Source organism: Agrobacterium sp. K11 (assembly GCF_059429395.1).
Genome location: NZ_JCAHRB010000008.1, coordinates 126997 through 148414, shown reverse-complemented (window position 1 = coordinate 148414; position 21418 = coordinate 126997). Strand labels below are relative to the sequence as shown.

Below are 21418 nucleotides of genomic sequence, written 5' to 3'. Positions count from 1 at the left end.
CGAGGGGACGTTGATCTGCCCCGTTCACATCGCGGATTGCGTCGAAAAAACCTACGGATCACACCGCAACGGATTGGAGTTGCGGTGTGAGACGGAGCTCCAGATGCCGCAAACCGCCTTCGGCACGGTCGAGAAACAGCCCAAGGGCACCGAAGAAGATTTCGATAAAACTTTTAACCGAACCGTCGTGGTGATCGGGCTCACGGCCGAACCGCTCTGCCAGCATCCGGTAAAGGGAAAGCCGTTGAGGCGCGATATGGACAAGCGCCAGACCCGCGCTTTGACGCAGGCAATACCAGTCAGCAATAAGCTCGAACATCGGCAGATCGGAGGAAAGCCCGACATCATGCGAGGCAAGGCTTTTTTCACCAAGCAGGCCGATAACCTCGGATATGGTTTTATCCGCAATCGCCGACACGATCCCGGCTGGCCACTCCTTGGTGAAATAACGATGCCTGATAAGCGCGCGTTTGTGGCCAAGCAGGAAATCACCATAATTGCCGGCCGCAAATGCGCGGTCCTCATCCTCGCCCGCAAGTGCCATTTCCTGCGCATACCCCCGGCAAATGCGGCTGTTAATCGGCAGCGCGGCCATTTCCACCGTCTCAATGGAAATCTCGTGCTGCTGGGGATGGACGACCTTGAAGGCGGGTGGAAAGGCAACCAGAGACGGCACGGCGATATTGGTGAGCGAGGTTTCCCCTTCCCCACGCCGGGTTACGCCTTCCACATGCAGATGTCCGCTGAAATGGACTTGGAGCCCGGCCTCGACCAGCGCATCCTCAACCGCCTTGCGCGGCGTGCGACGCACCACGTTGGTTTCGCCGAACAGCGCACTTTCGGCACCGCTTGCGCCATCGAAGGGATCGAGCGCCGGATAGTGCGAAAAGCCGAGCAAAGTCTTGCCGAGCGCCTGCGCCCTTTCGCGCACATCGGCAATCCAGTCGATGATGAAGGGCTTGCAGCGCAAAAGCGCATTCCAGCCGCCAGAGGTACTGTCGGTGAAAGCCGCTTCCTCACCCGTATCGAAAGTGCCGTCAAGCGGTTCGAAAATATTGGCGTCGATCATGAGCAGCCAGAGGCCCGGCTCCGGCTCAACCAGATAAGATGCGTCCATCAGCCGGTAGATATTGGTGCCATCGGGGGAACGCACCTCGTAGAGACGATCTTCCGTCGCATCGGAAAGCCCGAACGGTGTTTCCCAATGCAGATAGTCCGGCTGGCGGAAATATCCGAAAGCCGCCATCGGGCCAAGGCCAACGGGGTAGCCTTCGCAATACATCCGGTCGCTGATCACCACCCGATCACCGGCCCGCCGCGCATCGCTTGAAACGGAAAGGCATTTGCCGTTCTCCGTCAGAAACTCCTTGGTATGATGCCGGCCACGCGGGCCGAAAATATCGTGATTTCCGGGCAGCGCATAAAAGGCGGTGCCATGGGTATCACGATGACGCTCCAGAATACCCTTCAGCGTTTCGGATGTCGCGCGCTGGCCGTCGTCGGTATAGTCGCCAAGCAGCACCACATGGCGAATGCCCCGCTGCCGCACTTCTTCGAGTGCAGCATGCAGCGCATCGGCGCTTTCGTTGAAAACACGGGTGGATTCGCGTGTATCCGACCAGCTACGCATGGTGATGCGTTCTCCATCGACCTCTATTCCGGGAAAACCGAAATCGGCCGCCGTGTCATGGAAATGGGCGTCGGCAATGACGGCGACGGAAGGAAGCGTGCGTTTCAGCATGGTTGGACAGTCTTTCTGCCTTCGACCATATCGATCCAGTCGGAAGCGCGGCGGGCAGCAGCATAAAGCATCGGTTTCGGTGTCTCGAACCATTCGTCCGGCCGCAATTCCCGCTTCGTGCGGATCACAGCCAGTGCATCGTCGAGGTTAGGGTAAAGATGCGGCTGCTGCTTGTGCAGGAAAAGCGCGACCAGCGATACCGAGCGGCTGCGGCCGCTGCGGCAATTGACGAGCACATTGCCGCCATCGGGGAACGGATAGGTTTCGCGTTTCGGCATGGTCTGCCGCAATGCGCCGTCGAGAATATAATAGGCCCCCAACATCATCGTGTCCGGACTGCCTTCGCCGTCGATAAGACCGAGCTTATAATAACGGATATCGCCATACCCCACCGCGCACCTGTCGCCATCTTCCGCCGACGCCTGCACGAGATTGATATCCAGATTGACGGCGCAGTTGACGACGGTGGTAATGCCGTGCCGGTGAAGGAGCCCAAGGTCGCTCGCACCATCGCTGCCGCCGATATAGAGCGCAACGTTACGCGGGCCGAGCCCTTCCGCAATCAGGCTGATCGCAGGCCGGGCATAAACGGGTCCATCCATCTCATTCCTCCACATGCACCAAGCACCCTTCACGGACAGGCGCTCGTCTAAACTCAGGCCGATACGGCCCGCTGCCGATCCGAAGGCTGCCGCTCTGCCAAAGGTATCTTCGATGCCCGGCTGACGCCGCTTGCAACACCGCTGGCTGCGGCCAGCACCGGCCCGCCATCTTCAAGACTACCGATCTCCAGGAAAGGGCAGACGTCGCCGCCAGCTTCGCTGACGAGTAGCAGTCCCGCAAGACAATCCCATGAATTCATATGCAATTCGAGATAGGCATCGGAGCGGCCATCGGCCACATAGGCAAGCGCCAGCGCACCGGAACCGGCGCGGCGCACATTGGTGCCCATATCGAGCAGGTTCTTGACGACATCAAGATAGGTGGCATTCGCGATACGGGTCGACCAGCCCATTTCGATCGAGGCCGCATCGAAACGTTCCGTCTGCGCAACCTGGATCGGCTGTCCGTTACGCGTTGCCCCCTCGCCGCGTCGGGCGAAATAAAGTTCATTCAGAGCCGGATTATAGATAGCGCCGATTTCGGTTTGCCCGTTTTCGACATAGGCGATGGAGATGCAGAAGTGCGGAATGCCGCGGGCGAAATTTGCGGTGCCGTCCACGGGATCAACGACCCAGACGCGATCACCGATCACACCGCCGCCCTCCTCGCCGAAAAAACTGTCCTTAGGAAAGCAGGCCGAGATCGCGCCGCGAATATGCGCTTCGGAGGCTGCATCCGTCACCGTCAGAAAGTCCTGCGGGCCCTTCATCGAGAAGCTGCGTGTCGCCTCGCCCTGAAAGCCTTTCAGCACCAGTTCCCCGGCGGAAAGAATAACGCTGCGGCACAGTTCGGCACGGGCTGCCAACGTATCCGGATAAGGCATCAGGTCCATGCGGAATAACCATCTCTCAAAAGATTGAACACGCGTTCATATTGCACACGTGTTCAATCTTTTCAAGCGTGATTTTGCGGCGGGCGGTCCGCTGGAGTTCATACCAGTCCCCTAAGCGTTCAGACAACCGGTTTAGCCCAAAATCCCCCAGACGCGATGGAACGGTTTTGCACTGCGGGAGTTTCCATATCGCAACCCAAGCAGGAGGAAGAAAAATGGATCACGCCAATCACGTACGCCTCGTTGAAACCGAACTGACCCCGTCGGTTCTGGAAGGTGCAACAGTTTATGGCGCAGATGACCACAAGGTCGGCAAGGTCGATCACGTCCATGGCGTCGGCGCGGCAAGCACCGCGATCATCGACGTCGGCGGCTTTCTCGGCATCGGCGCAAAGCCCGTCGCCGTACCGCTCAGCGATCTCGATTTCATGCGCGATGAAGACGGCGATGTCCACGCGATTACCTCGTGGACCAAGGATCAGCTCAAGGAAATGCCTGAGCACCACCACTAATCTTTAAAAAACGCCCGGCTACCAGCCGGGCGTTTTTTATTCTCCCGTCGGGCGACCCCGCCCATACTCCCTCCCCATAAGATGAGCTAAGGCCCGATTGTTCTGCCGACCGATGGAACGCTTAAGCGTATCGAGCATTTTCATGGCGCTCAAAAAATTCGGGCGCAATGCAGTTCAGGGGGACAGTGATTGAACAACCAGATACAGGCCACTCCGCTGAGCATCGACGACGTCACCGTCATCGATGACGAGAAGGTCAAAAAAGCAGTTACGGCAGCCGCTCTCGGTAACGCGATGGAGTGGTTCGACTTCGGCGTATACGGCTTCGTCGCCTATGCCGTCGGCAAGGTCTTCTTCCCTGACGCGTCACCCGCCGTTCAAACGGTGGCGGCGCTCGCAACCTTCTCCGTCCCCTTCCTCATCCGCCCTTTGGGGGGCGTATTTTTTGGCGCCATGGGCGACAAATTCGGGCGTCAAAAAGTCCTCTCCCTGACAATCATCATCATGGCCGCGAGCACCTTCTGTATCGGCCTCATCCCCGGTTATGCCACCATCGGCATATGGGCACCCATTCTGTTGCTGTTATGCAAGCTTGCCCAGGGGTTTTCCGTTGGCGGCGAATATACCGGTGCGGCCATTTTCGTGGCGGAATACGCGCCTGACCGGAAGCGCGGTTACCTTGGAAGCTGGCTCGACTTCGGCTCCATCGCCGGCTTTGTGCTTGGCGCGGGGCTCGTCGTGCTGCTCAGCACCGCGATGGGTGAAGCCAAGTTCCTCGACTGGGGCTGGCGCATTCCGTTCTTTCTGGCGGCACCCCTCGGGCTGATCGGGCTTTATCTGCGCCACGCGGCAGAAGAAACACCAGCCTTCACCGAACGCCTGCAGCGCTCCGAAGAAGAAGACCGGCAGTCGCTGAAAGAGCGCCCCATGGTTCCCATCGCCGAGATCGTGAGCCAACATTCCCGCTCGCTGGCAATATGCATAGGCATGGTCCTCGTGACCAACGTCACCTATTACATGCTGCTCACCTACATGCCGACATATCTGTCGAAGACGCTGAATTACAGCGAGGACCATGGCGTCCTCATCATCATCGCGGTTATGGTTGGCATGCTGTTCGTCCAGCCCGCCATCGGGCTTTTGAGCGACCGGATCGGACGCAGGCCGTTTCTGGCGGTTGGCAGCACGGCGATCCTGTTTCTTTCACTGCCGGCATTTCATCTCATCGCCAGCGGGCAGGTTGTTCAGATTTTCTTCGGCCTGCTCATCCTGGCGGTCGCACTTAACTGCCTGATCGGGATCATGGCATCCACCCTCCCGGCCCTTTTCCCGGCCCGCATCCGCTACAGCGCGCTGGCTATCGCGTTTAATATCTCGATCATCGTTGCCGGGCTCACGCCGACACTCACCGCATGGTTGGTGGAGGTAACGGAAAATATCTATATGCCGGCCTACTATCTCATGGTCGCGGCCATCTTTGGCATTGTGACGACATTTTTCCTCAAGGAAACCGCCAACCGGCCGCTTTATGGCGACACGCCGAATGCGTCTAGCCGAAAGGAAGCGAAGTCGCTTCTTGCAGAGCAATATCTGCACATCGAGAAAAGCGTCGAGGAGATAGACGACGAATTGCTCAAACTTGAAGAACAGAAGGAAATTCTTCAGGCAAAACGCAACCAGCTGGTTGGCAGACATCCGGATCTGACCTGAGCGGATATCCAGTCCTGGAACAGGATGCGCGGCGATGCATTTGCACCCGCGCATCCCTTAAACGTCAGACGGCGAGGAACCCGCCATCGATGGGCAACACCGCGCCGGAAATCATGCTGCTATCATCTGACAGAAGCAGTGCGATGCTCTGTGCCACGTCTTCGGCCTCGGCAAAGCGCTGCAGAGGATGGCGAACCATCATTGGTGTGCTCTTGGCCGGATCGTTCCATGCTTCGGCAGCCAGTTCAGTCAGCGTGATGGTCGGCGCCACGGCGTTGACACGGATGCCGTGCGGCCCGAGTTCCTTGGCAAGAACGCGGGTTGCGCCTTCAAGCCCCGCTTTCGAGGCCGCGTAGCAGAGATGATCCTGAAAACCGCGATGACCGGCAATTGACGTGATGTTGACGATTGCGCCGCCGCCACCCTTTGCGACACGGGCACGGGCGAATTCCTGGCAGGTGACGAGCGCGGCACGCAGATTGATGCCCAGTACAGCCTCATAACCTTCGTCGCTCATATCAAGCACGCTTTCGAGCACGTTGATGCCGGCGCTGTTGATGAGAAAATCGCATGGACCCGCCTCGACCATCGCGGCCCGCGTCGACGCCACATCTGCGAGATCGACACGGATCGAGCGTCCGCCGATTTCGCTTTTCAGGCTGTCGAGATCGGACTGGGTCCGGCTGATTGCCACGACCTCAGCACCGCGCGCGGCCATCAGGATAGCGCAGGCACGGCCGATGCCCTTGCCTGCGCCGGTGATGATGACGGATTTTCCGGAAAACTGCATGGAATCCTCTTTATTTTGCGGCCAAAACGGCCGGACGATGGAAGCGCGTGGCGCTTCAGGAATGGTTTGCGGAACGAATGGCGCGCGCCGCATTCTGCAGTGCCAGAAACGCGTCGTAGCGTGACTGGTGCACTTGGCTGAATGCAGCGTCCGGTGCCGAATATTTGGCAATACGCGACATGGCGGGCATTGCGGAAATCAGGTCGGGATAGGCCTTGGCAGCAACCGCACCGAGCATCGCCGATCCAAGAAGCACCGGCTCCTCGCATTCAGTGAGTTCAACCGGAAGCCCCGTCGCATCCGCCAGCAATTGTCTGGCAAGCGGATGAGCGCCCGCGCCGCCGCTGACACTGATCGTTTCCACGGGAGCGCCATGACGCGCCTGCGTCTCGATGATCTGGCGAAGCCCGTAACCGAGGCCGAGAAGCCCCGCTACGTAAAGCGCGACAAGCGAATCCACCCCCGTCTCGGTGCCGTAACCGGCAATGACGGCACGGGCATGAGGATCGGCGAAGGGCGCGCGGTTGCCGAGGAACTCCGGCACCACGTGAAAATTCTCGGCAATCTTCACGGCAGCGGAAGCAGACGTGGCCAAAGCCAGTGCACGGTCGGCAAGCCATGCAGGTAATGACTTGCCTTCTTTTTCGGAAAGCGCCTTTGCCTCTGAAAATGCCGGGTGCAATTGCACCAGATAATCAATGGCCGCACCGGCGGCGGATTGGCCGCCTTCATTGAGCCACGCGCCGGGAACCATGGCGGAATAATAGGGACCCCAAACACCCGGCACGAAAGCCGGCTCCGAGGTGGTTGTCATGGTACAGGAAGAAGTACCAAAGACGTAACCGAGGCACCGCGAAGCGTCGCCGCCCGCAGCCACCGTGCCGACACCCCCGGCATGCGCATCGATCAGACCGGCGGCAACGGCGGTTCCAGCAACCAGCCCCATGGCTGTTGCGGCTTCATCGGTCAAACCATTACCCAGCGCCGTGCCTGGATGAACGACGCTTTCACCGATACGGCGGAATCCCTGCTCCGCCAGATCGCCAAGCCCGATGCGGGTGAAATATTCCGCATCCCAACGTTCCTCATGGGCGAGATAAGTCCACTTGCAGGTAACCGTGCAGGCGGAACGATCGAGCGCGCCTGAGGCTTTCCAGGTCAGGAAGTCCGTCAGGTCGAAGAAGTGCTCGGCGCGCGCATAGATATCCGGCCTGTTTTCGCGAAGCCAGAGCAGCTTGGGCGTCTGCATTTCCGGGGAAATCCGACCGCCGACATATTTCAGAACGGCATGTTCGCCCGCATTGATCCGCTCCGCCTGTTCGACGGCGCGGTGATCCATCCAGACGATGATATCGCGCTCTGGATGATCCGGCGCGCCGACCGGAAGGGTCTCGTCCTCAGGCCCGCGCACCACGAGCGAGCAGGTGGCATCGAAACCGATGCCAACCACGGCTGCGGGATCTATGCCGGCGCGCGAGACACTTTCCCGCACGCTGTCGCAAACGGCTTTCCAAACCTCACCACTCGATTGTTCGGCTATGCCGCCGTCTTCGCGATGCATCGTGATCGGGCGCTTGGCGGTGGCGAGAAGCCTGCCCGCCACATCAAAGACACCGGCACGGGCAGAGCCGGTACCGACATCGACGCCAATCAGGTAGGAAGCCATTTGCGATACTCCTTGGGAGTGTAGTTTAAACGCGGTCGAAGTTGGTGGGCAGCACCAGCATGTCGCGGATGGTGACGGTGCGCTTGCGGGTCAGCATGTAAACAACCGCATCGGCCACTTCACTCGCGTCGATGAGGCTACCCGATTCCTTGGCCTTGCGAAGATTTTCTTCCGGCCAGTCTGCCAGAAGGGCCGAGACGACCGGGCCAGGAGAGACCTGCGCGACGCGCACACCATGCGGGATCATCTGGCGACGCATGCCCTGCACGAAGCTGGTGATCGCCCATTTCGAACCCGAATAGACCGGCTCCCAATAGGTCGGGAAATGTCCGGCGATCGAGCAAGTGACGATGATGTCGCCGGTCTTGCGCTCCGACATGTGCGGCACGACGGCCTGCACATTCTTCATCACGGCATTGACGTTGAGGTTCAACATCTTGTCGATGGCTTCCGGCGTGGTTTCGGTGAGATCGCCACCGATATAAGTGCCTGCGTTGCAGTAGAGAATATCGATGTGATCGACCTTCTCAAGGATTTCCGGGATCATGGCATTGCAGCTGTCTGCATCCAGAAGGTTCGTGACTTGCGCGATGGCGCGCTTGCCGAGTTTACCGACAAGTTCATTCAGGGCTTTCTCGTTCCAGTCGACCATGACGACGGTTGCACCGTTTTCCAGTAGCGCCTCGGTGGTGGCGAGGCCAATACCGGACGCGGCGCCGGTGATGACCGCGATCTTGCCTTGCAGCAATTCAGACATTTAATTCTCCTGCTTCTTTTAAGATATGACGTGTGGGCTCAACGCCAGTCGCGCCCGATATAAATGGCGAGCAGAATGATGCCGCCCTTGATGACATCCTGCAGATAAGGGTTGATACCCATGAGATTGAGGCCGTTATTCAGGATGCCGAGCAGCACCGCGCCGATAAGGGTACCAAGAATGAGCCCGCGTCCGCCGGCAATCGCCGTGCCGCCGAGAACCACGGCCGCAATGGCATCCAGCTCGAAACCGACACCCGCATTGGGCTGTCCGCTCATAAGCCGGCCGGTCAGAATGAGAGCTGCAAGCGCTGCCGTCACGCCTGAGATACCATAGACGGCAAGCTTGACGCGCCGGGTCTTGACGCCGGAGAGGCGCGCGGCCAACTCGTTGCCGCCGAGTGCATAGACGTGACGACCGAAAGCCGTACGCTGCAAAAGCACCCAGGCCACGGCGTAAATCACCACCATGATGATAACAGGCACCGGCACGACGCCAACGCGGCCGACGCCAAACCAGGAGATCCAGCTCGGAATGCCGCTGACGGGATAACCGCCGGAGTAGATGAGGCCGAGACCGCGCGCCATTCCCATGGTCGCAAGCGTGACGATGATGGCCGGCATCTTGCCCCAGGCGACAAGTGCTCCGTTGAAGATACCGATGCCAAGTCCGATGAACAGCCCGGCCGGCAAGGCGAGCGACGCAGGCAGGCCGGTATTCACCATCAGGCCGGCAGACAACGTGCCGACCAGCGCCATGACCGCGCCGACCGACAGGTCGATGCCGCCCGTGAGGATGACGAATGTCATGCCCACGGCCAGAATGCCCACGACTGAAACCTGTCGCAGCACGTTCATGATGTTGTTCACGCTGAAGAAATTGTCGCTCGCAAGACCCATCAGGATCGATACGACAATCAGGCCCGCCAGAGGCAGGGCGAGTGGCGAGCGCAGCATGCTGCCAAGGCCGAAACCGCTCGTCTTTTCGGCAATGCCGGTATTTGCATCAAGCGACATGTTCAACCCTCCCGGTGGTGGCGTTTGTCATTATTGTTTCTGAATTGATGTCTGCGCCCTCGACGGTGGCGACGATGCCCCCGGAGCGGAACACGCAGACGCGGTCCGACATGCCGATCACTTCCGGCAACTCCGAAGAGATCATGATGATAGAATAGCCCTTGGCTGCGAATTCGCGCATCAGCGTATAGATTTCCGCCTTCGCGCCGACATCGATGCCGCGCGTCGGTTCGTCGAAGATCAGGACGCGCATGTCATGGTTCAGCCAGCGGGCGATAACGATCTTCTGCTGGTTTCCACCGGACAGCGTGTCCACGCGGGCATAGGGTCCCTGTGCCTTGACCTGAACCTGCGCCATCGCCTTTTTCGTGTGCTCCAGCTCTTTTTTCAGGTCGATAAACCAGTGAGCCTTCTGGTACTTGCGATAGTTGTTGAGGGAGATGTTCTGCAGGATGGAGAAACTGGTGATCAGACCCTCTTCCTTGCGGCTTTCCGGCAGCAGGCCAATGCCGCGCATCAGTGCCTCATCCGGGCCGGAAAAGCGGGTCTCGACGCCATCGACCTTGATCTTGCGGCGCGAAGCGGAATGAGCGCCAAGCATGGCCAGCACCGTTTCCGTGCGCCCGGAACCGACAAGCCCGGCAAAACCGAGTATCTCACCCTGCCGCAGGGTAAAGCGCGAGACCGGCCCGCCTTTTTTCAGTTGAAGCTCTTCGACCTCAATCACGTTGCGCGCAGCTGTATCGATCTTCGGTTTGGGCGGAAAATTGGCCTCGATGCGCCGGCCGACCATCATCTCCACCAGACGGTCATTATCGACGTCAGAGGTGAGGCAGGAGCCGATGAGTTCGCCATCACGCAGGACGGTGATGCGGTCGCAGATCTCGAATATTTCCTCGAGATGATGGGAAATGAAGATGATAGCGACACCCTGACGCCGCAGCTCGCGCATGACCTTGAAGAGATGCTCGGTCTCGGACGGGGTAAGCGTCGCAGTCGGCTCATCGAGAACGAGAATACGGGCATCGAGTGAAAGCGCCTTGGCAATTTCCACGAATTGCTGCTGGGCAACGGAAAGGCGGTGCACCGGCACATCGAGCGGAACGTCCACGGCCAGACGGCTCATGATTTCGGCGGCACGTTTACGCATCGCGCGCTTGTTCAGCAGGCGCAGCGGTCCGCGGATTTCGCGTGCCAGAAACATGTTTTCGACCGCATCGAGATAGGGGATCAGGCTGAATTCCTGAAACACGATGCCGATACCGGCGGCAATCGCCTCATCGTAATTGGCGAAGCGGCGGTCCTTTCCGTCAATGCGGATCGTGCCCTCCGAGGGCTGCAAAATGCCGCACAGGATTTTCATCAATGTCGACTTGCCAGCGCCGTTCTCTCCCAGAAGCGCATGCACCTCGCCGGCGCGCGCCTGCAGGTCAACGCCGCGCAGGACCTCGATCTTGCCGAAGCTTTTTCTTATTCCATTCAGTTCCAGCATTTTACCCTCCTCGATGGTCGGGACATGTCCCGCCCCCACACGAGGCGGGGACGGGACCTGGGGAGGAATTCTTACCAGCTGAAGTCGCCGGCGTTCTTGCTGTCAACGACCATGACGTCGATCGGTACTTCCTTCGGAACGACGCGGGCGCCCCACTTCTGGGCAAGCGCCATGGCAAGGCCAACGCGCACCTGGTCACGCGGGAACTGCGCGGTCGTTTCGATGAAAGGGCCGCCGTCGGCAATTGCCTTCACCGCTTCGGGAGCACCATCAACCGAGGTCAGCTTGATGTCCTTGCCGGAGCCCTGGATCGCAGCGAGTGCACCCATTGCGCCGCCATCATTCACCGAGAAGATACCGGCGAGGTTCGGACGGGACTGGATCATGTTTTCAACGACGCCGAGCGCAACGGAGCGGTCCTGACGACCATTCTGCGTGTCGACAAGCTTGATATCGGCAAATTCTGCAAGCGCTGCCTTGCAGCCTTCGACGCGCTGCAGGATCGGCACGACCGGGATACCGTCGAGGATTGCGACTTCACCCTTGCCGCCGAGCGCATCACCGAGATGCTTGCAAGACTTGTAGCCTGCGTCACGGTTCTTCGAGCCGACGAAGGTGTCGACCGGGCCGTTTGCGTTGGCGTCGACAGCAACGACAATCACGCCGGCAGCTTTGGCAGCGTGCACGGCGGCTTCGATGCCGGCGCTGTCGGTCGGGTTCAGAAGCAGGATGTCGATCTTCTGCTGCAGCATGTCTTCCACGTCGGAAATCTGCTTTGCCACATCGTGGCCGGCGTCGGTGACGACAACATCAGCGCCGATGCTTGCCGCGGCTTCCTTCAGCGCTTCCTGCATGGACACGAAATAGGGGTTGTTCAGTTCCTGGAACGTCATGCCGATTTTCAGCTTGTCCTGTGCCAATGCCGGAGCGGCCATCATTGCAAGTGCGGCCGATGCCATCAGGAACTTGGATTTCATTCTCATAGTAACTTCCTCCCGTTTGGAAAATCTGGGCAATAAGAGCCCGTTTCCGGACAGTCCTCTGCCCGAATTGGTGAAAAATCCGCGATGTATCTTGGTTTAATCCGCCATGACCGCTGCCTTCTGGGCCGCGAATACCGTACGAAACCTCGATGGCGACATTCCCTTCAGCTTCAGGAAATGCCTGTTGAAATTCGAAAGGTTTGAAAAGCCCACGTCGTAGCAGACTTCCGCCACCTTCACGTCCTGATCCACCAGAAGCATCTGGCAGGCCAGATCGATGCGCAGCTGATTGCGATAGCGCACCAAAGTCGTTCCCGTATGTCGCTTGAAGGCACGGGAAAAGGCACTCTGGCTCTGGCCAACCATGTCGGCCAGATCGATTTCCTCGACCTGTTCGGTCAGGTGCTGGCGCAGATGCGACAAGGCGCGGTTGATGCCGCTATCGCCGATGCCCGTCAGGTCCAGCTCGTAGCTCAGGCTCGCCAGCACCTCGGGCGCCGGCGCATTGACCAGCAGATCGAGAATTTCCCAAAAAATCGCAAGACGCTTCAACCCCTGCGCCTCGATCAAACGCAGTATCAGCGGGCGAACGCGATCGCTGGTCTCATCGTCGAACAGAATGCCGCGGCGGCTGCGGTCCAGAAGGGCGCGAACTACCTCCATCTCGGACATGGAAGCGCAGGCATCCTCGATAAAAGCCTCCGGAAACTGGATGACGAGAGAGCGCGTGGGAACGATCTCGTCCGGCTCGATCTCGCTGATCCAGTTTTGGGGGAGATTTGGGCCAGTCATGATTAGCTGGCCCGGGCCGAAGCGACCGACGAAATCGCCGATGTAGAACGTGCCTGACGTCGCCACGACCAGATGAATTTCATATTCGGGATGGTAATGCCAGCGCACGGTGCGGAACGGATAGCCATGCCGCCAGGCGGCGAAGGATTCGCCCTTGCGGATATGTACCAGTTCCAGATCGGGCTGCATCGATGTTTCCTCCCATCGGTCACGTCCGCCGTATTCGCGGAGCAAAGCCATTCCTCTTTATGGCTCGTCCCAGGCGTTGATGGGGAGCATATGGCCTGCGGCACATTTACTTCCACATCATACCGGGGAAATTACCGATACTTTTTTGACTGTTTTTTGTCAGAAATTGAAGAGTGCCGTGCATCCGCCGACAACTAAGCCAGCGGTTGCGCCCATTTTTTCGCGCAGTTGCACGCCATACGCCCAGAAAATGCGCATCTTAAAGATCGATGTGATGATTTTTTAAAGCTCGACCCGCCGATCACCGGCAGGTCGAGCTTATACTTTTCCGAAGGGTTTTTGACGCCCCTGCATCGGCAGGCGGCTTGCCGGAAGGGATTATTGCGGCATCAGAATTTGCAGCTTCACGTCCGTTTCCCTTGCCTCCACCGCACGGTCAAAACCGGCAATGCTGTCTTCGAAGGGAATGGTCGCGGAGATCAGCGGCTTCAGATCGACCTTGCCGGACGCGATGAGAGCGACCGCACGGTCATACACATTGGCGTAGCGGAAAACCGTCTCTACCCGCAGCTCTTTTGCCTGCAAGCCGACGATATCGACCGGCACCGGATCGACCGGCATACCGACGAGGACGATGGCACCGCCGGGACGTGCGAGTTTCGCCATACCGAGCACGGCGGGTGCAGCGCCAGAGCATTCGAAAACGACATCGCAACCCCAGCCATCCGTCGCATCAGCCACGGCCTGCGCCAGGTCACGTTCGCGGATGTTGACGGTCTCGATGCCGTCATAAGCTGCGATGATATCCAGCTTCGGCTGGGCAAGATCGGCAACGATAACCTTTGCGCAACCGCCGGCTAGCGCCGCCAGCGCAACCATCATGCCGATCGGACCGGCGCCCGTCACGATGGCAACATCGCCGGGCTGAATACGCGCCCTGAGCGCTGCCTGCATCCCGATGGCGAAGGGTTCCACCATGGCGCCTTCGGCAAAGGAAACGTTGTCGGGCAACTTGTATGTAAAGGCGGCGGGATGAATGACTTCCGGTGTCAGGCAACCGTGAACGGGTGGCGTTGCCCAGAAGCTGACCGCCGGATCAACATTGTAAATGCCAAGTTTGGAGGCGCGCGAGGTCGGATCGGGAATGCCCGGCTCCATGCAGACGCGATCACCCGGCTTCAGATGCGCAACCTCGGCACCGGTCTCGATTACCGTGCCGGAAGCTTCATGGCCCAGCACCATCGGCGCATGCACAACGAAATGGCCGATTTTGCCATGGGTATAATAATGGACGTCCGAGCCGCAAATCCCGACGGTATGGGTACGGATGCGCACATCCTTGGGTCCGAGCTTGCCGGGAATGTCGAACTCCCTGAGCGAGAGCTTTCCTTTTTCTTCCAGCACCAGTGCTTTCATCTCATCCTCCGTAGTTTGCGAAAGGCCTTACAGCGAATTCAAACAGCGTGATGCGATGCAATTTCGACAAAAGTAAACAGAAATCAGCCGGATCGGCCGGTTTTTCTTCAAGGAGGAAAAACTGTATCGATGAGCCCGCAATTTCTTATCATCCCTGGCGCGTTAACGAGTCTACGGGGGAGAGAGACAGCACGATTCGCTCAGCGCGCTTCGGGGAATATCGCCGGCTCAAGGTTACCCACTCAGCCGGAACGAGATTGACCCTGATGTATACGCAGAACCGGCGACAAGCGGATCAGCGTGTGATCCTCAGCCCTTCCAGAAAGGTGCGGAAACTGTCGACGGCGCGTTTCGAGGTCGTTTCGGGGTCGTCGGAATTCGCGATCCACTGGGCTGCACTGCTGCTCGCCGCATTGATGAAACGCGCACAGGCCTCCGGATCAATGTCGACGATCGTCCCTTCTTGCTTCAGCGCATCGAGACTTCGCGCAACGGCCGAGATACAACCATTGGCATTTGGCCAACGTGAAGGGTCGCCGAGAACGGCCGGTCCATCACGGAACATGATCCGCTGGATTTCCGGCTCCAGAGCCATGAGAATGTAACCGACATTTTCCTCGACAAAACCCTCCCAACGCGTCGCGGCCCTAGACGAGATGTCACAGAGCCTTTTCGTCATCTCGGCGTCGATCTCACCCACAACCGCCAGCAGCAGGCCTTTCTTGTCGCCAAAATGGTGATAGAGCGCGCCGCGGGTCAGCCCTGCTTCGGCAGTGAAGTCGTCCATCGAAGCTTCGGCATAGCCGATGCTGCCAAATGCCTTGCGGCCAGCGACCAGAAGCTTCGCCCGCGTCTCGGCAATCATTTCACTGCGAGGTTTGCGCATTTTTTCTCCGAATTCTACATACGTCGCGTATACTAGTTGACATACGCGACGTATGCAATTATTTCATTTGCATACGCCACGTATGTTTGTGGTGGGTACTCCCTAAACAAGGTGCATCCCGATGTCTAATCCATATAGAGAAATTTTCCGGGCTCCGGGCGCCAAAGGCTTTTCCGCCGCAGGCTTCTTTGCCCGTCTTCCGATTGCGATGGCACCGATCGGCATCGTCGCCATGCTTTCCCAGACCCATGGTGAATATTGGCTTGCCGGTGCGGTCTCGGCAACCTTCGCGCTGACCAATGCCGCCGTTGCGCCGCAGATTTCCCGATTGGTGGACCGCAAGGGCCAGAGCAGCGTCCTTGTCCCGGCCACCATCATATCGGTCATCGCCTTTGCTATCCTGATTATCGCGACCAACCAGAGATGGCCTGCCTGGACGCTCTTTCTTTCGGCCTTCCTCGCCGCGGCCATGCCGAGTATTCCCGCGATGATGCGCGCCCGCTGGACGGAAATCTTCCGTGACCGGCCTGAGCTGAACACTGCTTTTGCATTTGAATCCGCCGCCGACGAACTTGTCTACATTGCCGGCGCCTCGCTCTCCGTCGGTCTCGCGGTCTCACTCTTTCCGGAAGCAGGTATGATGATCAGCACCGCCTCGCTGGCACTCGGTACCTTTGCCTTTCTGCTGCAACGATCGACCGAACCCAAGGTACGCGCGGTTGAAAGTGGCAGCAGGCAACATTCGGCTATCCGGCTGCGTTCGGTCCAGATCATCACGGTCGCCCTGATCTTCGTAGGCTCGACTTTCGCCACAGCCGAGGTAAGTGCTGTTGCCATCACCAAAGAACTCGGTCAACCGGAAGCTGCCAGCCTCGTCATCGGCGTTTATGCCATCGGTTCGTTTGTCGTCGGCCTGCTTCTGGGCGCGATCAACCCCAAAATGCCGCTGCAACGGCAATTGCTGATCGCCGTCAGCGTCCTTGCGCTCACCGCGCTGCCGCTCCTCTTTGCAAGCACGACAGTTTCCCTGCTTGCCTTCGCCGTATTCCTCAGCGGCGTTGCAATCTCTCCCATCTTCATCACTGCATTTGGCCTGATCGAGCGCCGTGTGCCGGAATCGATGCTGACGGAAGGCGTGACCTGGGTGATGACCGGCATCGGTATCGGCATGGCGCTCGGCGCCTTTATTTCCGGCTGGGTGATCGATAATTTCGGCCCGAGCAACGGCTTCTGGGTATCGATTGCCGCCACCCTGTCGACAGTCACCATTATCAGCCTCGGTCAGCGCAGCCTTTCTGGAGAGACCAACCGCTCTGCGACGACAACCGCAGCGCAGCCAGCCGAGTAAAGCACAGGCGTATGAAGCGCGCGCCGGCGCGCTTCTTGGCATATCCGGCCGACGCAATGCACAATCGGCATGAAAAGCTGCACGCTATGTCGCCAAATAAAACAGTCTGGCATTGCGGTGGCCGATCGATGCCTGCTCGTCGGGCGAGAGCGTTGAAAGAAGCTCACTCGTCATACCGATCCATTCCGGTAGACCCGAGCCGAGATCGACCACCGGCCAGTCGCCGCCCCAGACCATTCTCTCAGGTCCGAACAGGTTGATCACGGTTTCCACATAGGGTGTCACGCTTTCCAGCGTCGCGCATCCCGGTGCACAATAGGCGGTGATGCCGGAGAGTTTGACGAAGAGATTGGGCAGCGTCGCCAAGTCGGCCATACGCCCGCTCCACTCCCGAAAATCGTTTCCGGCAATGTCCGGCGTGCCGCAATGGTCGAGCATGAAGCGCACATCGGGGCAGGCCCCGACAAGTTCGGCGGCAATGGCAAGCTGGCGGGAATGAAAACACAGATCGACCGGCCATCCGGCCTTTCCAATCGTGCGCACGTTTCGTCGGTAATTTTCCTCGCGGCTGAGGTCGTCGGGCATAACGTGGAGAATGCGCCGGAAACCGACCACGTTGAGGTGGCGGCACTCCTCCAGCCAGGCTTCGAAACCATTATCCGTTTCCGGTCGGCAACTGGCGATCTGGCCGAACATCGGCAAGCCACCCTCGCCGATCATGCTGGCGATGAGGCGAGCCTCAGCCTGATAGTCGCCGTCATCCACCCCGCTTTCCATGAAGATCGTACCCACTACGCCACATCCCTCGACAAGCGCTGCGTAATCAGCCTGGGTGAAGCTTCCCGCAAGGCTGGGCTCCCCTCGTGTCCAGGCATAACCGAGCTTGCCTCGCAAGATCAGATGCTGGTGAGTATCGATCAGATCCATGGCATCCTCCTCCCTGTCGTTGCGGTCAATTTTCGAGGGCGAGCGCGTCGAAACCCGCCCAGGCGGCGTCCGGCACGGCCGTTTCGAAAATAGACAGGTTGCGCAAAAGGCTGTCCGGTTTTGCGGTGCCGATCAGGACACTTGCGACATCGGCATTTTGTAGCGGAAAATGCAGGGCAGCGGCCGCAAGTGCAACCCCGTGCCCGGCAGCGTGGACCTCCATGGCGCGCACCCGCTCCATGACATCTGCTGCTGCTTCACTATAGTTGAAAGTCGCACCCGGCCTTGCGCCCGTCGCAAGAATGCCAGAGTTGAAGACACCGCCGATGACGAGCGAGGTGCCGGTTTCCGCACAACGCCCCAGCAGCTTTGCTGCAGCCGACCGGTCGAGCAGCGTGTAACGACCCGCCAGAAGAATGCAGTCGATCTCGTCTATCTCCATGAGGTTCAGACAAGCCGGAACCTCATTCACGCCAAGACCAAACGCGCCGATCCGGCCTGTCGCCTTCAACTCGTGCAGGGCCTCGATGCCGCTTTCGGTGAATATCCTGAAATGATGGCGATAGGCCTCTTCCCCAAGCGTGGTCTCCTCCAGATCGTGGACATAGAGAATATCCACTGAACCGAGACCAAGCCGGGCGAGGCTTTGCTCATACGAGCGCATGATGCCATCATAGCTGTAGTCGTATTCCACCACGAAAGGCAGTGCATCGACAAAACCGTAATCCGGTGTCACGCCCGCTTCAGCCGGTTTCAGGATCCGCCCGACCTTGGTGGACAGCACGAATTCGTCGCGTGGTTTCCCCTGAAGAAAATCCCCGAGGCGGCGTTCGGAAAGGCCCTGCCCGTAATAGGGTGCGGTATCGAAATAGCGGATGCCGGCGTCCCAGGCGGCTTGCAGCGTCTCCATCGCATCTTCGCGGCTTACGCTGCGATAGAGATTACCGATACCGGCCGCGCCGAAGGAAAGTTCGCTCAGCGACAGCGCCGTGCGACCAAGTTTGCGGGTTTTCATGCGGTACCCTCCTCGCGGCGAAGCTGGCGCTCAATGGTGCGGATGACGCCGCGGAGTTCGCCGAGCCCCTTCATGCGGCCAATGTAGGAATATCCGGGATTGGTCTTTTTGGTGATGTCATCACCCAGCAGATGGCCGTGGTCAGGCCGCATTGGAATATTGGTGCGGTGGCCAGCCTTGGCGGCGGCCCGCTCCTCGCGCAACAATGCCTCGATGACTCCAATCATGTCCGTTCCGCCATCCAGATGATCGTCCTCAAAGAAGGAACCATCCGCTTCAACGGTCACGTTCCGAAGATGGGCGAAATTGATGCGAGACGCGAACTCCCGTGCCATCGCCACAAGATCATTGTCGCTACGGGCGCCGTATGAGCCGGTACAAAGGGTGATGCCATTGTTCGGGCTTTCAACGGCCGAGAGGATGGCGCGAATATCTGCAGGTGTCGAGACAACGCGCGGCAGGCCGAACAGGGAGAACGGTGGATCATCAGGGTGGATGCCGAGATGCACGCCCACCTCTTCCGCCACCGGCACGACCTCTCTCAGAAAGGCCAGAAGATTGCCCTGCATGGTCGCGCTGTCGATGCCATCGAACGAAGCAATCAGAGCGGCGATGGATTCGCGCGTCTGCACCAGGGCGCCGCCCGGCAGGCCGGCGATGATGTTACGCTCGAGAAGCGACTGGTCATCTTCGCTCATTTGCGCAAAACGCTTTTCGGCTCGCGCCACGAGCGCAGGATCGTAATTTTCAGCAGCACGAACACGCTTCAGGATGAAGACGTCATAGGCGACGAAATCCGCCATTTCGAAGCGCAGCGCCAATCCGGTATTGCGTGCCTGCCAGCGCAGGTTCGTGCGTGTCCAGTCCACCACCGGCATGAAATTGTAGCAGACGACGGGAACGCCCGCGTGACCGAGACGGGAGAGTGTATCTTTCCAGCGCGCAATCGCCTTCGGCGCATCGGCGTCGCCGCGCTTGATGGACTGTTCCATCGGAATGGATTCGCAGACACTCCATTCCAGGCCGGCCGCCTCGATCATCGCCTTGCGTTTGGCGATCTCTTCGGCCGGCCACGCCGTGCCGTCGGGGATCTGGTGCAGCGCCGTTACAACGCCGCTGGCGCCGGTCTGCCGCACATGCTGCAAGGTGATGGGGTCCGATTCACCGAACCAGCGCCAGGTTTCCTTCATATTCTACTCCTCCGAAAAATGCCGTTCGATGGCGCCGAGCGCGCCGTATTGGACGATGTCGCGATAGGCCGCCCGAAGCGCCGTTACGAATGCCTCATCCGCCTGCCATTCAGGCCCGAAGACGCGACGGAATGTTAAAAACCGCTCGATGACCGCGTCCTGCTCTTCGCCGTTGCCGGTGGGTGCACTCCATTCGGAAAATGCCGGATCGGCCATGACAATTGCCTCTCCCCGCTCGTTCAGCGCTGCGCAGGACCGTATCCACATGGCAACAGCAAAAAGAGCGGCCGTATTCGGCGCGCCTGCGGCACGTAGCTCCGCAAGCGGCGCGAGAATGCGTTGCGGCACTTTCTGTGAAGCGTCAGAGGCGATCTGGGCGGCGCGATGACGAAGGGCGGGGTTGGCGAAACGCTGGCGCAGACCGGCAACATAGTCCGGTCCGCTGACGGCCGGGCTCAATGTCGAACCAACCTCCCGCCAGTAACGGTCGACGTAACCGCGTACACGCGCATCGGCATAGATATCGGCGATCGTCTCAAGCCCGCTGCATTGGCCGATTGCGGCCATAGCGGTGTGAGCGCCGTTCAGCATCCTGAGCTTCATATGCTCATATGGCTCGACCTCATCAACGATTTCGGCACCTGACAGCTCGATGCCGGGGCGACCGTGCGGAAAGCGATCCTCGATTACCCAGCGAAAGTAGGGTTCCGCAATTACCGGCCAGGAATCCTCGCAGCCGAGACGCGCCGTCACGCGCTCGCGGTCGGCTGCGGTGGTGGCGGGCACGATGCGGTCCACCATGACGCAGGGGCAGGAGAGATTTTCCGCGATGAAGGCAGCGAGATCATTATCGGTGAGACCAGCCATCTCCACCAGAAGACGGTGCAGGATGCGACCGTTGGACGGAAGATTGTCGCAGGAGAGCAAAGTCAGCGGCACAGCCCAGGCGGCCCGCCGGCGTCTTGTCGCTTCCAGCAGAAAACCGAGCGCGGAGCGCGGCTTTTGCGGATGCGCCAGATCATGAACGACATCGGGATGGTCACGAAGAAGCATGCCCGCCGACAAATCGGCGAGGTAACCCTTTTCCGTGACCGTCAAAGTGACGATTCTGACCCGCGGATCAGTCATGGCTTGCAGCAGCCGCTCCGGATCTTCAGGAGCGACGATGGTCTCGAGGATTGAACCGACAATCCGCAGCGTTTCGTTTTCACCGTCACGCAGGCAGAATGTATAGAGATTGTCCTGCGGCGCGATGGCATCGCGAGTATCGGGGCTGCGCAGCGAGGCAGCGACAATGCCCCAGCCGGTTTCGCCACGCGCCAGGCAATCATCGATGAAGACGGCCTGATGGGCGCGGTGAAAAGCGCCAACGCCAAGATGCACGATGCCCGGTGTCACCGCTTTGCGATCATAGGCGGGCAAAAGGACGTCGTTTGGCAGATGCGGCAACGCAAGGGACGAGAGGCGTTCTGTCATGCTCATTTATCTCCGTA

Annotated in this window: 19 protein-coding genes; 3 read left to right on the top strand and 16 right to left on the bottom strand. The window is 59.3% G+C overall.

All coding sequences use genetic code 11. The features are described 5' to 3' along the window. Nucleotides 1-58 precede the first annotated feature (58 nt). Genes AC5SEO_RS15575 through AC5SEO_RS15565 form a run of 3 tightly spaced genes read right to left on the bottom strand, consistent with a single transcriptional unit; the run spans nucleotide 59 to nucleotide 3236 of the window. Entirely contained in the window at nucleotides 59-1741 is a 1683-nt protein-coding gene (locus AC5SEO_RS15575; RefSeq protein ID WP_112153122.1) for a metallophosphoesterase family protein, read from the bottom strand. After that, on the bottom strand, nucleotides 1735-2343 hold the full coding sequence (locus AC5SEO_RS15570; protein WP_019566888.1) for a dual specificity protein phosphatase family protein: 609 nt from the start codon (nucleotides 2341-2343) through the stop codon (nucleotides 1735-1737). The genes AC5SEO_RS15575 and AC5SEO_RS15570 overlap by 7 nt, the downstream gene beginning before the upstream one ends. A gap of 53 nt (nucleotides 2344-2396) precedes the next feature. Beyond that, nucleotides 2397-3236, bottom strand: a complete 840-nt coding sequence (locus AC5SEO_RS15565) for an inositol monophosphatase family protein (RefSeq protein WP_019566887.1) — start codon at nucleotides 3234-3236, stop codon at nucleotides 2397-2399. A gap of 215 nt (nucleotides 3237-3451) precedes the next feature. Here AC5SEO_RS15565 and AC5SEO_RS15560 point away from each other — a divergent pair, with 215 nt between their 5' ends. Beyond that, complete coding sequence (locus AC5SEO_RS15560) at nucleotides 3452-3748, top strand: PRC-barrel domain-containing protein (protein WP_003518197.1); 297 nt, start codon at nucleotides 3452-3454, stop codon at nucleotides 3746-3748. A gap of 189 nt (nucleotides 3749-3937) precedes the next feature. Beyond that, the gene (gene proP / locus AC5SEO_RS15555) at nucleotides 3938-5458 is read left to right on the top strand and encodes a glycine betaine/L-proline transporter ProP (RefSeq protein WP_025595114.1); all 1521 of its coding nucleotides are present in this window, start codon (nucleotides 3938-3940) and stop codon (nucleotides 5456-5458) included. A 64-nt stretch (nucleotides 5459-5522) separates the two neighbouring features. Here the strand turns inward: proP and AC5SEO_RS15550 are convergent, their stop codons facing one another. The 9 genes from AC5SEO_RS15550 to AC5SEO_RS15510 form a co-directional block, all read right to left on the bottom strand. Continuing rightward, nucleotides 5523-6248 carry an SDR family oxidoreductase gene (locus tag AC5SEO_RS15550; protein WP_013762243.1) on the bottom strand — a complete coding sequence of 242 codons (726 nt, stop codon included), beginning with the start codon at nucleotides 6246-6248 and terminating at the stop codon, nucleotides 5523-5525. Nucleotides 6249-6303: 55 nt separating this feature from the next. Beyond that, nucleotides 6304-7914 (bottom strand): FGGY-family carbohydrate kinase, encoded by a 1611-nt coding sequence (locus AC5SEO_RS15545; RefSeq protein ID WP_060642856.1) that lies wholly within the window; start codon nucleotides 7912-7914, stop codon nucleotides 6304-6306. Nucleotides 7915-7939: 25 nt separating this feature from the next. Further along, nucleotides 7940-8671: an SDR family oxidoreductase gene (locus tag AC5SEO_RS15540; RefSeq protein ID WP_013762241.1), complete on the bottom strand. Its 732-nt coding sequence runs from the start codon at nucleotides 8669-8671 to the stop codon at nucleotides 7940-7942. Between the two features lie 38 nt (nucleotides 8672-8709). Further along, nucleotides 8710-9687, bottom strand: a complete 978-nt coding sequence (locus AC5SEO_RS15535; RefSeq protein WP_003518202.1) for an ABC transporter permease — start codon at nucleotides 9685-9687, stop codon at nucleotides 8710-8712. Further along, nucleotides 9677-11179 (bottom strand): sugar ABC transporter ATP-binding protein, encoded by a 1503-nt coding sequence (locus AC5SEO_RS15530; protein ID WP_112153125.1) that lies wholly within the window; start codon nucleotides 11177-11179, stop codon nucleotides 9677-9679. Before AC5SEO_RS15530 ends, AC5SEO_RS15535 begins: the two co-directional genes overlap by 11 nt. Before the next feature lie 71 nt (nucleotides 11180-11250). After that, nucleotides 11251-12162: an ABC transporter substrate-binding protein gene (locus AC5SEO_RS15525; protein ID WP_013762239.1), complete on the bottom strand. Its 912-nt coding sequence runs from the start codon at nucleotides 12160-12162 to the stop codon at nucleotides 11251-11253. Between the two features lie 96 nt (nucleotides 12163-12258). Next, a complete protein-coding gene (locus AC5SEO_RS15520) occupies nucleotides 12259-13143 on the bottom strand; it encodes an AraC family transcriptional regulator (RefSeq protein ID WP_003518205.1) in 885 nt (294 codons plus the stop codon). Between the two features lie 378 nt (nucleotides 13144-13521). Continuing rightward, nucleotides 13522-14559 carry an NAD(P)-dependent alcohol dehydrogenase gene (locus AC5SEO_RS15515; RefSeq protein ID WP_111800129.1) on the bottom strand — a complete coding sequence of 346 codons (1038 nt, stop codon included), beginning with the start codon at nucleotides 14557-14559 and terminating at the stop codon, nucleotides 13522-13524. 295 nt (nucleotides 14560-14854) lie between these two features. After that, a complete protein-coding gene (locus AC5SEO_RS15510) occupies nucleotides 14855-15445 on the bottom strand; it encodes a TetR/AcrR family transcriptional regulator (RefSeq protein ID WP_003518207.1) in 591 nt (196 codons plus the stop codon). Between the two features lie 121 nt (nucleotides 15446-15566). Here AC5SEO_RS15510 and AC5SEO_RS15505 point away from each other — a divergent pair, with 121 nt between their 5' ends. Next, nucleotides 15567-16793: an MFS transporter gene (locus tag AC5SEO_RS15505; protein WP_035200093.1), complete on the top strand. Its 1227-nt coding sequence runs from the start codon at nucleotides 15567-15569 to the stop codon at nucleotides 16791-16793. Between the two features lie 84 nt (nucleotides 16794-16877). Here AC5SEO_RS15505 and AC5SEO_RS15500 read toward each other — a convergent pair whose 3' ends face one another. From AC5SEO_RS15500 to AC5SEO_RS15485, 4 genes are read right to left on the bottom strand one after another with little or no spacing between them, the layout of a single operon-like run. Further along, nucleotides 16878-17720 carry an amidohydrolase family protein gene (locus AC5SEO_RS15500; protein WP_060642853.1) on the bottom strand — a complete coding sequence of 281 codons (843 nt, stop codon included), beginning with the start codon at nucleotides 17718-17720 and terminating at the stop codon, nucleotides 16878-16880. Between the two features lie 25 nt (nucleotides 17721-17745). Beyond that, a complete protein-coding gene (locus AC5SEO_RS15495; protein WP_060642852.1) occupies nucleotides 17746-18735 on the bottom strand; it encodes an aldo/keto reductase in 990 nt (329 codons plus the stop codon). Continuing rightward, nucleotides 18732-19925, bottom strand: a complete 1194-nt coding sequence (uxuA, locus tag AC5SEO_RS15490; protein WP_060642851.1) for a mannonate dehydratase — start codon at nucleotides 19923-19925, stop codon at nucleotides 18732-18734. The genes AC5SEO_RS15495 and uxuA overlap by 4 nt, the downstream gene beginning before the upstream one ends. Nucleotides 19926-19928: 3 nt before the next feature. After that, on the bottom strand, nucleotides 19929-21401 hold the full coding sequence (locus tag AC5SEO_RS15485) for a mannitol dehydrogenase family protein (protein ID WP_112391899.1): 1473 nt from the start codon (nucleotides 21399-21401) through the stop codon (nucleotides 19929-19931). Between the last annotated feature and the right edge of the window lie 17 nt (nucleotides 21402-21418).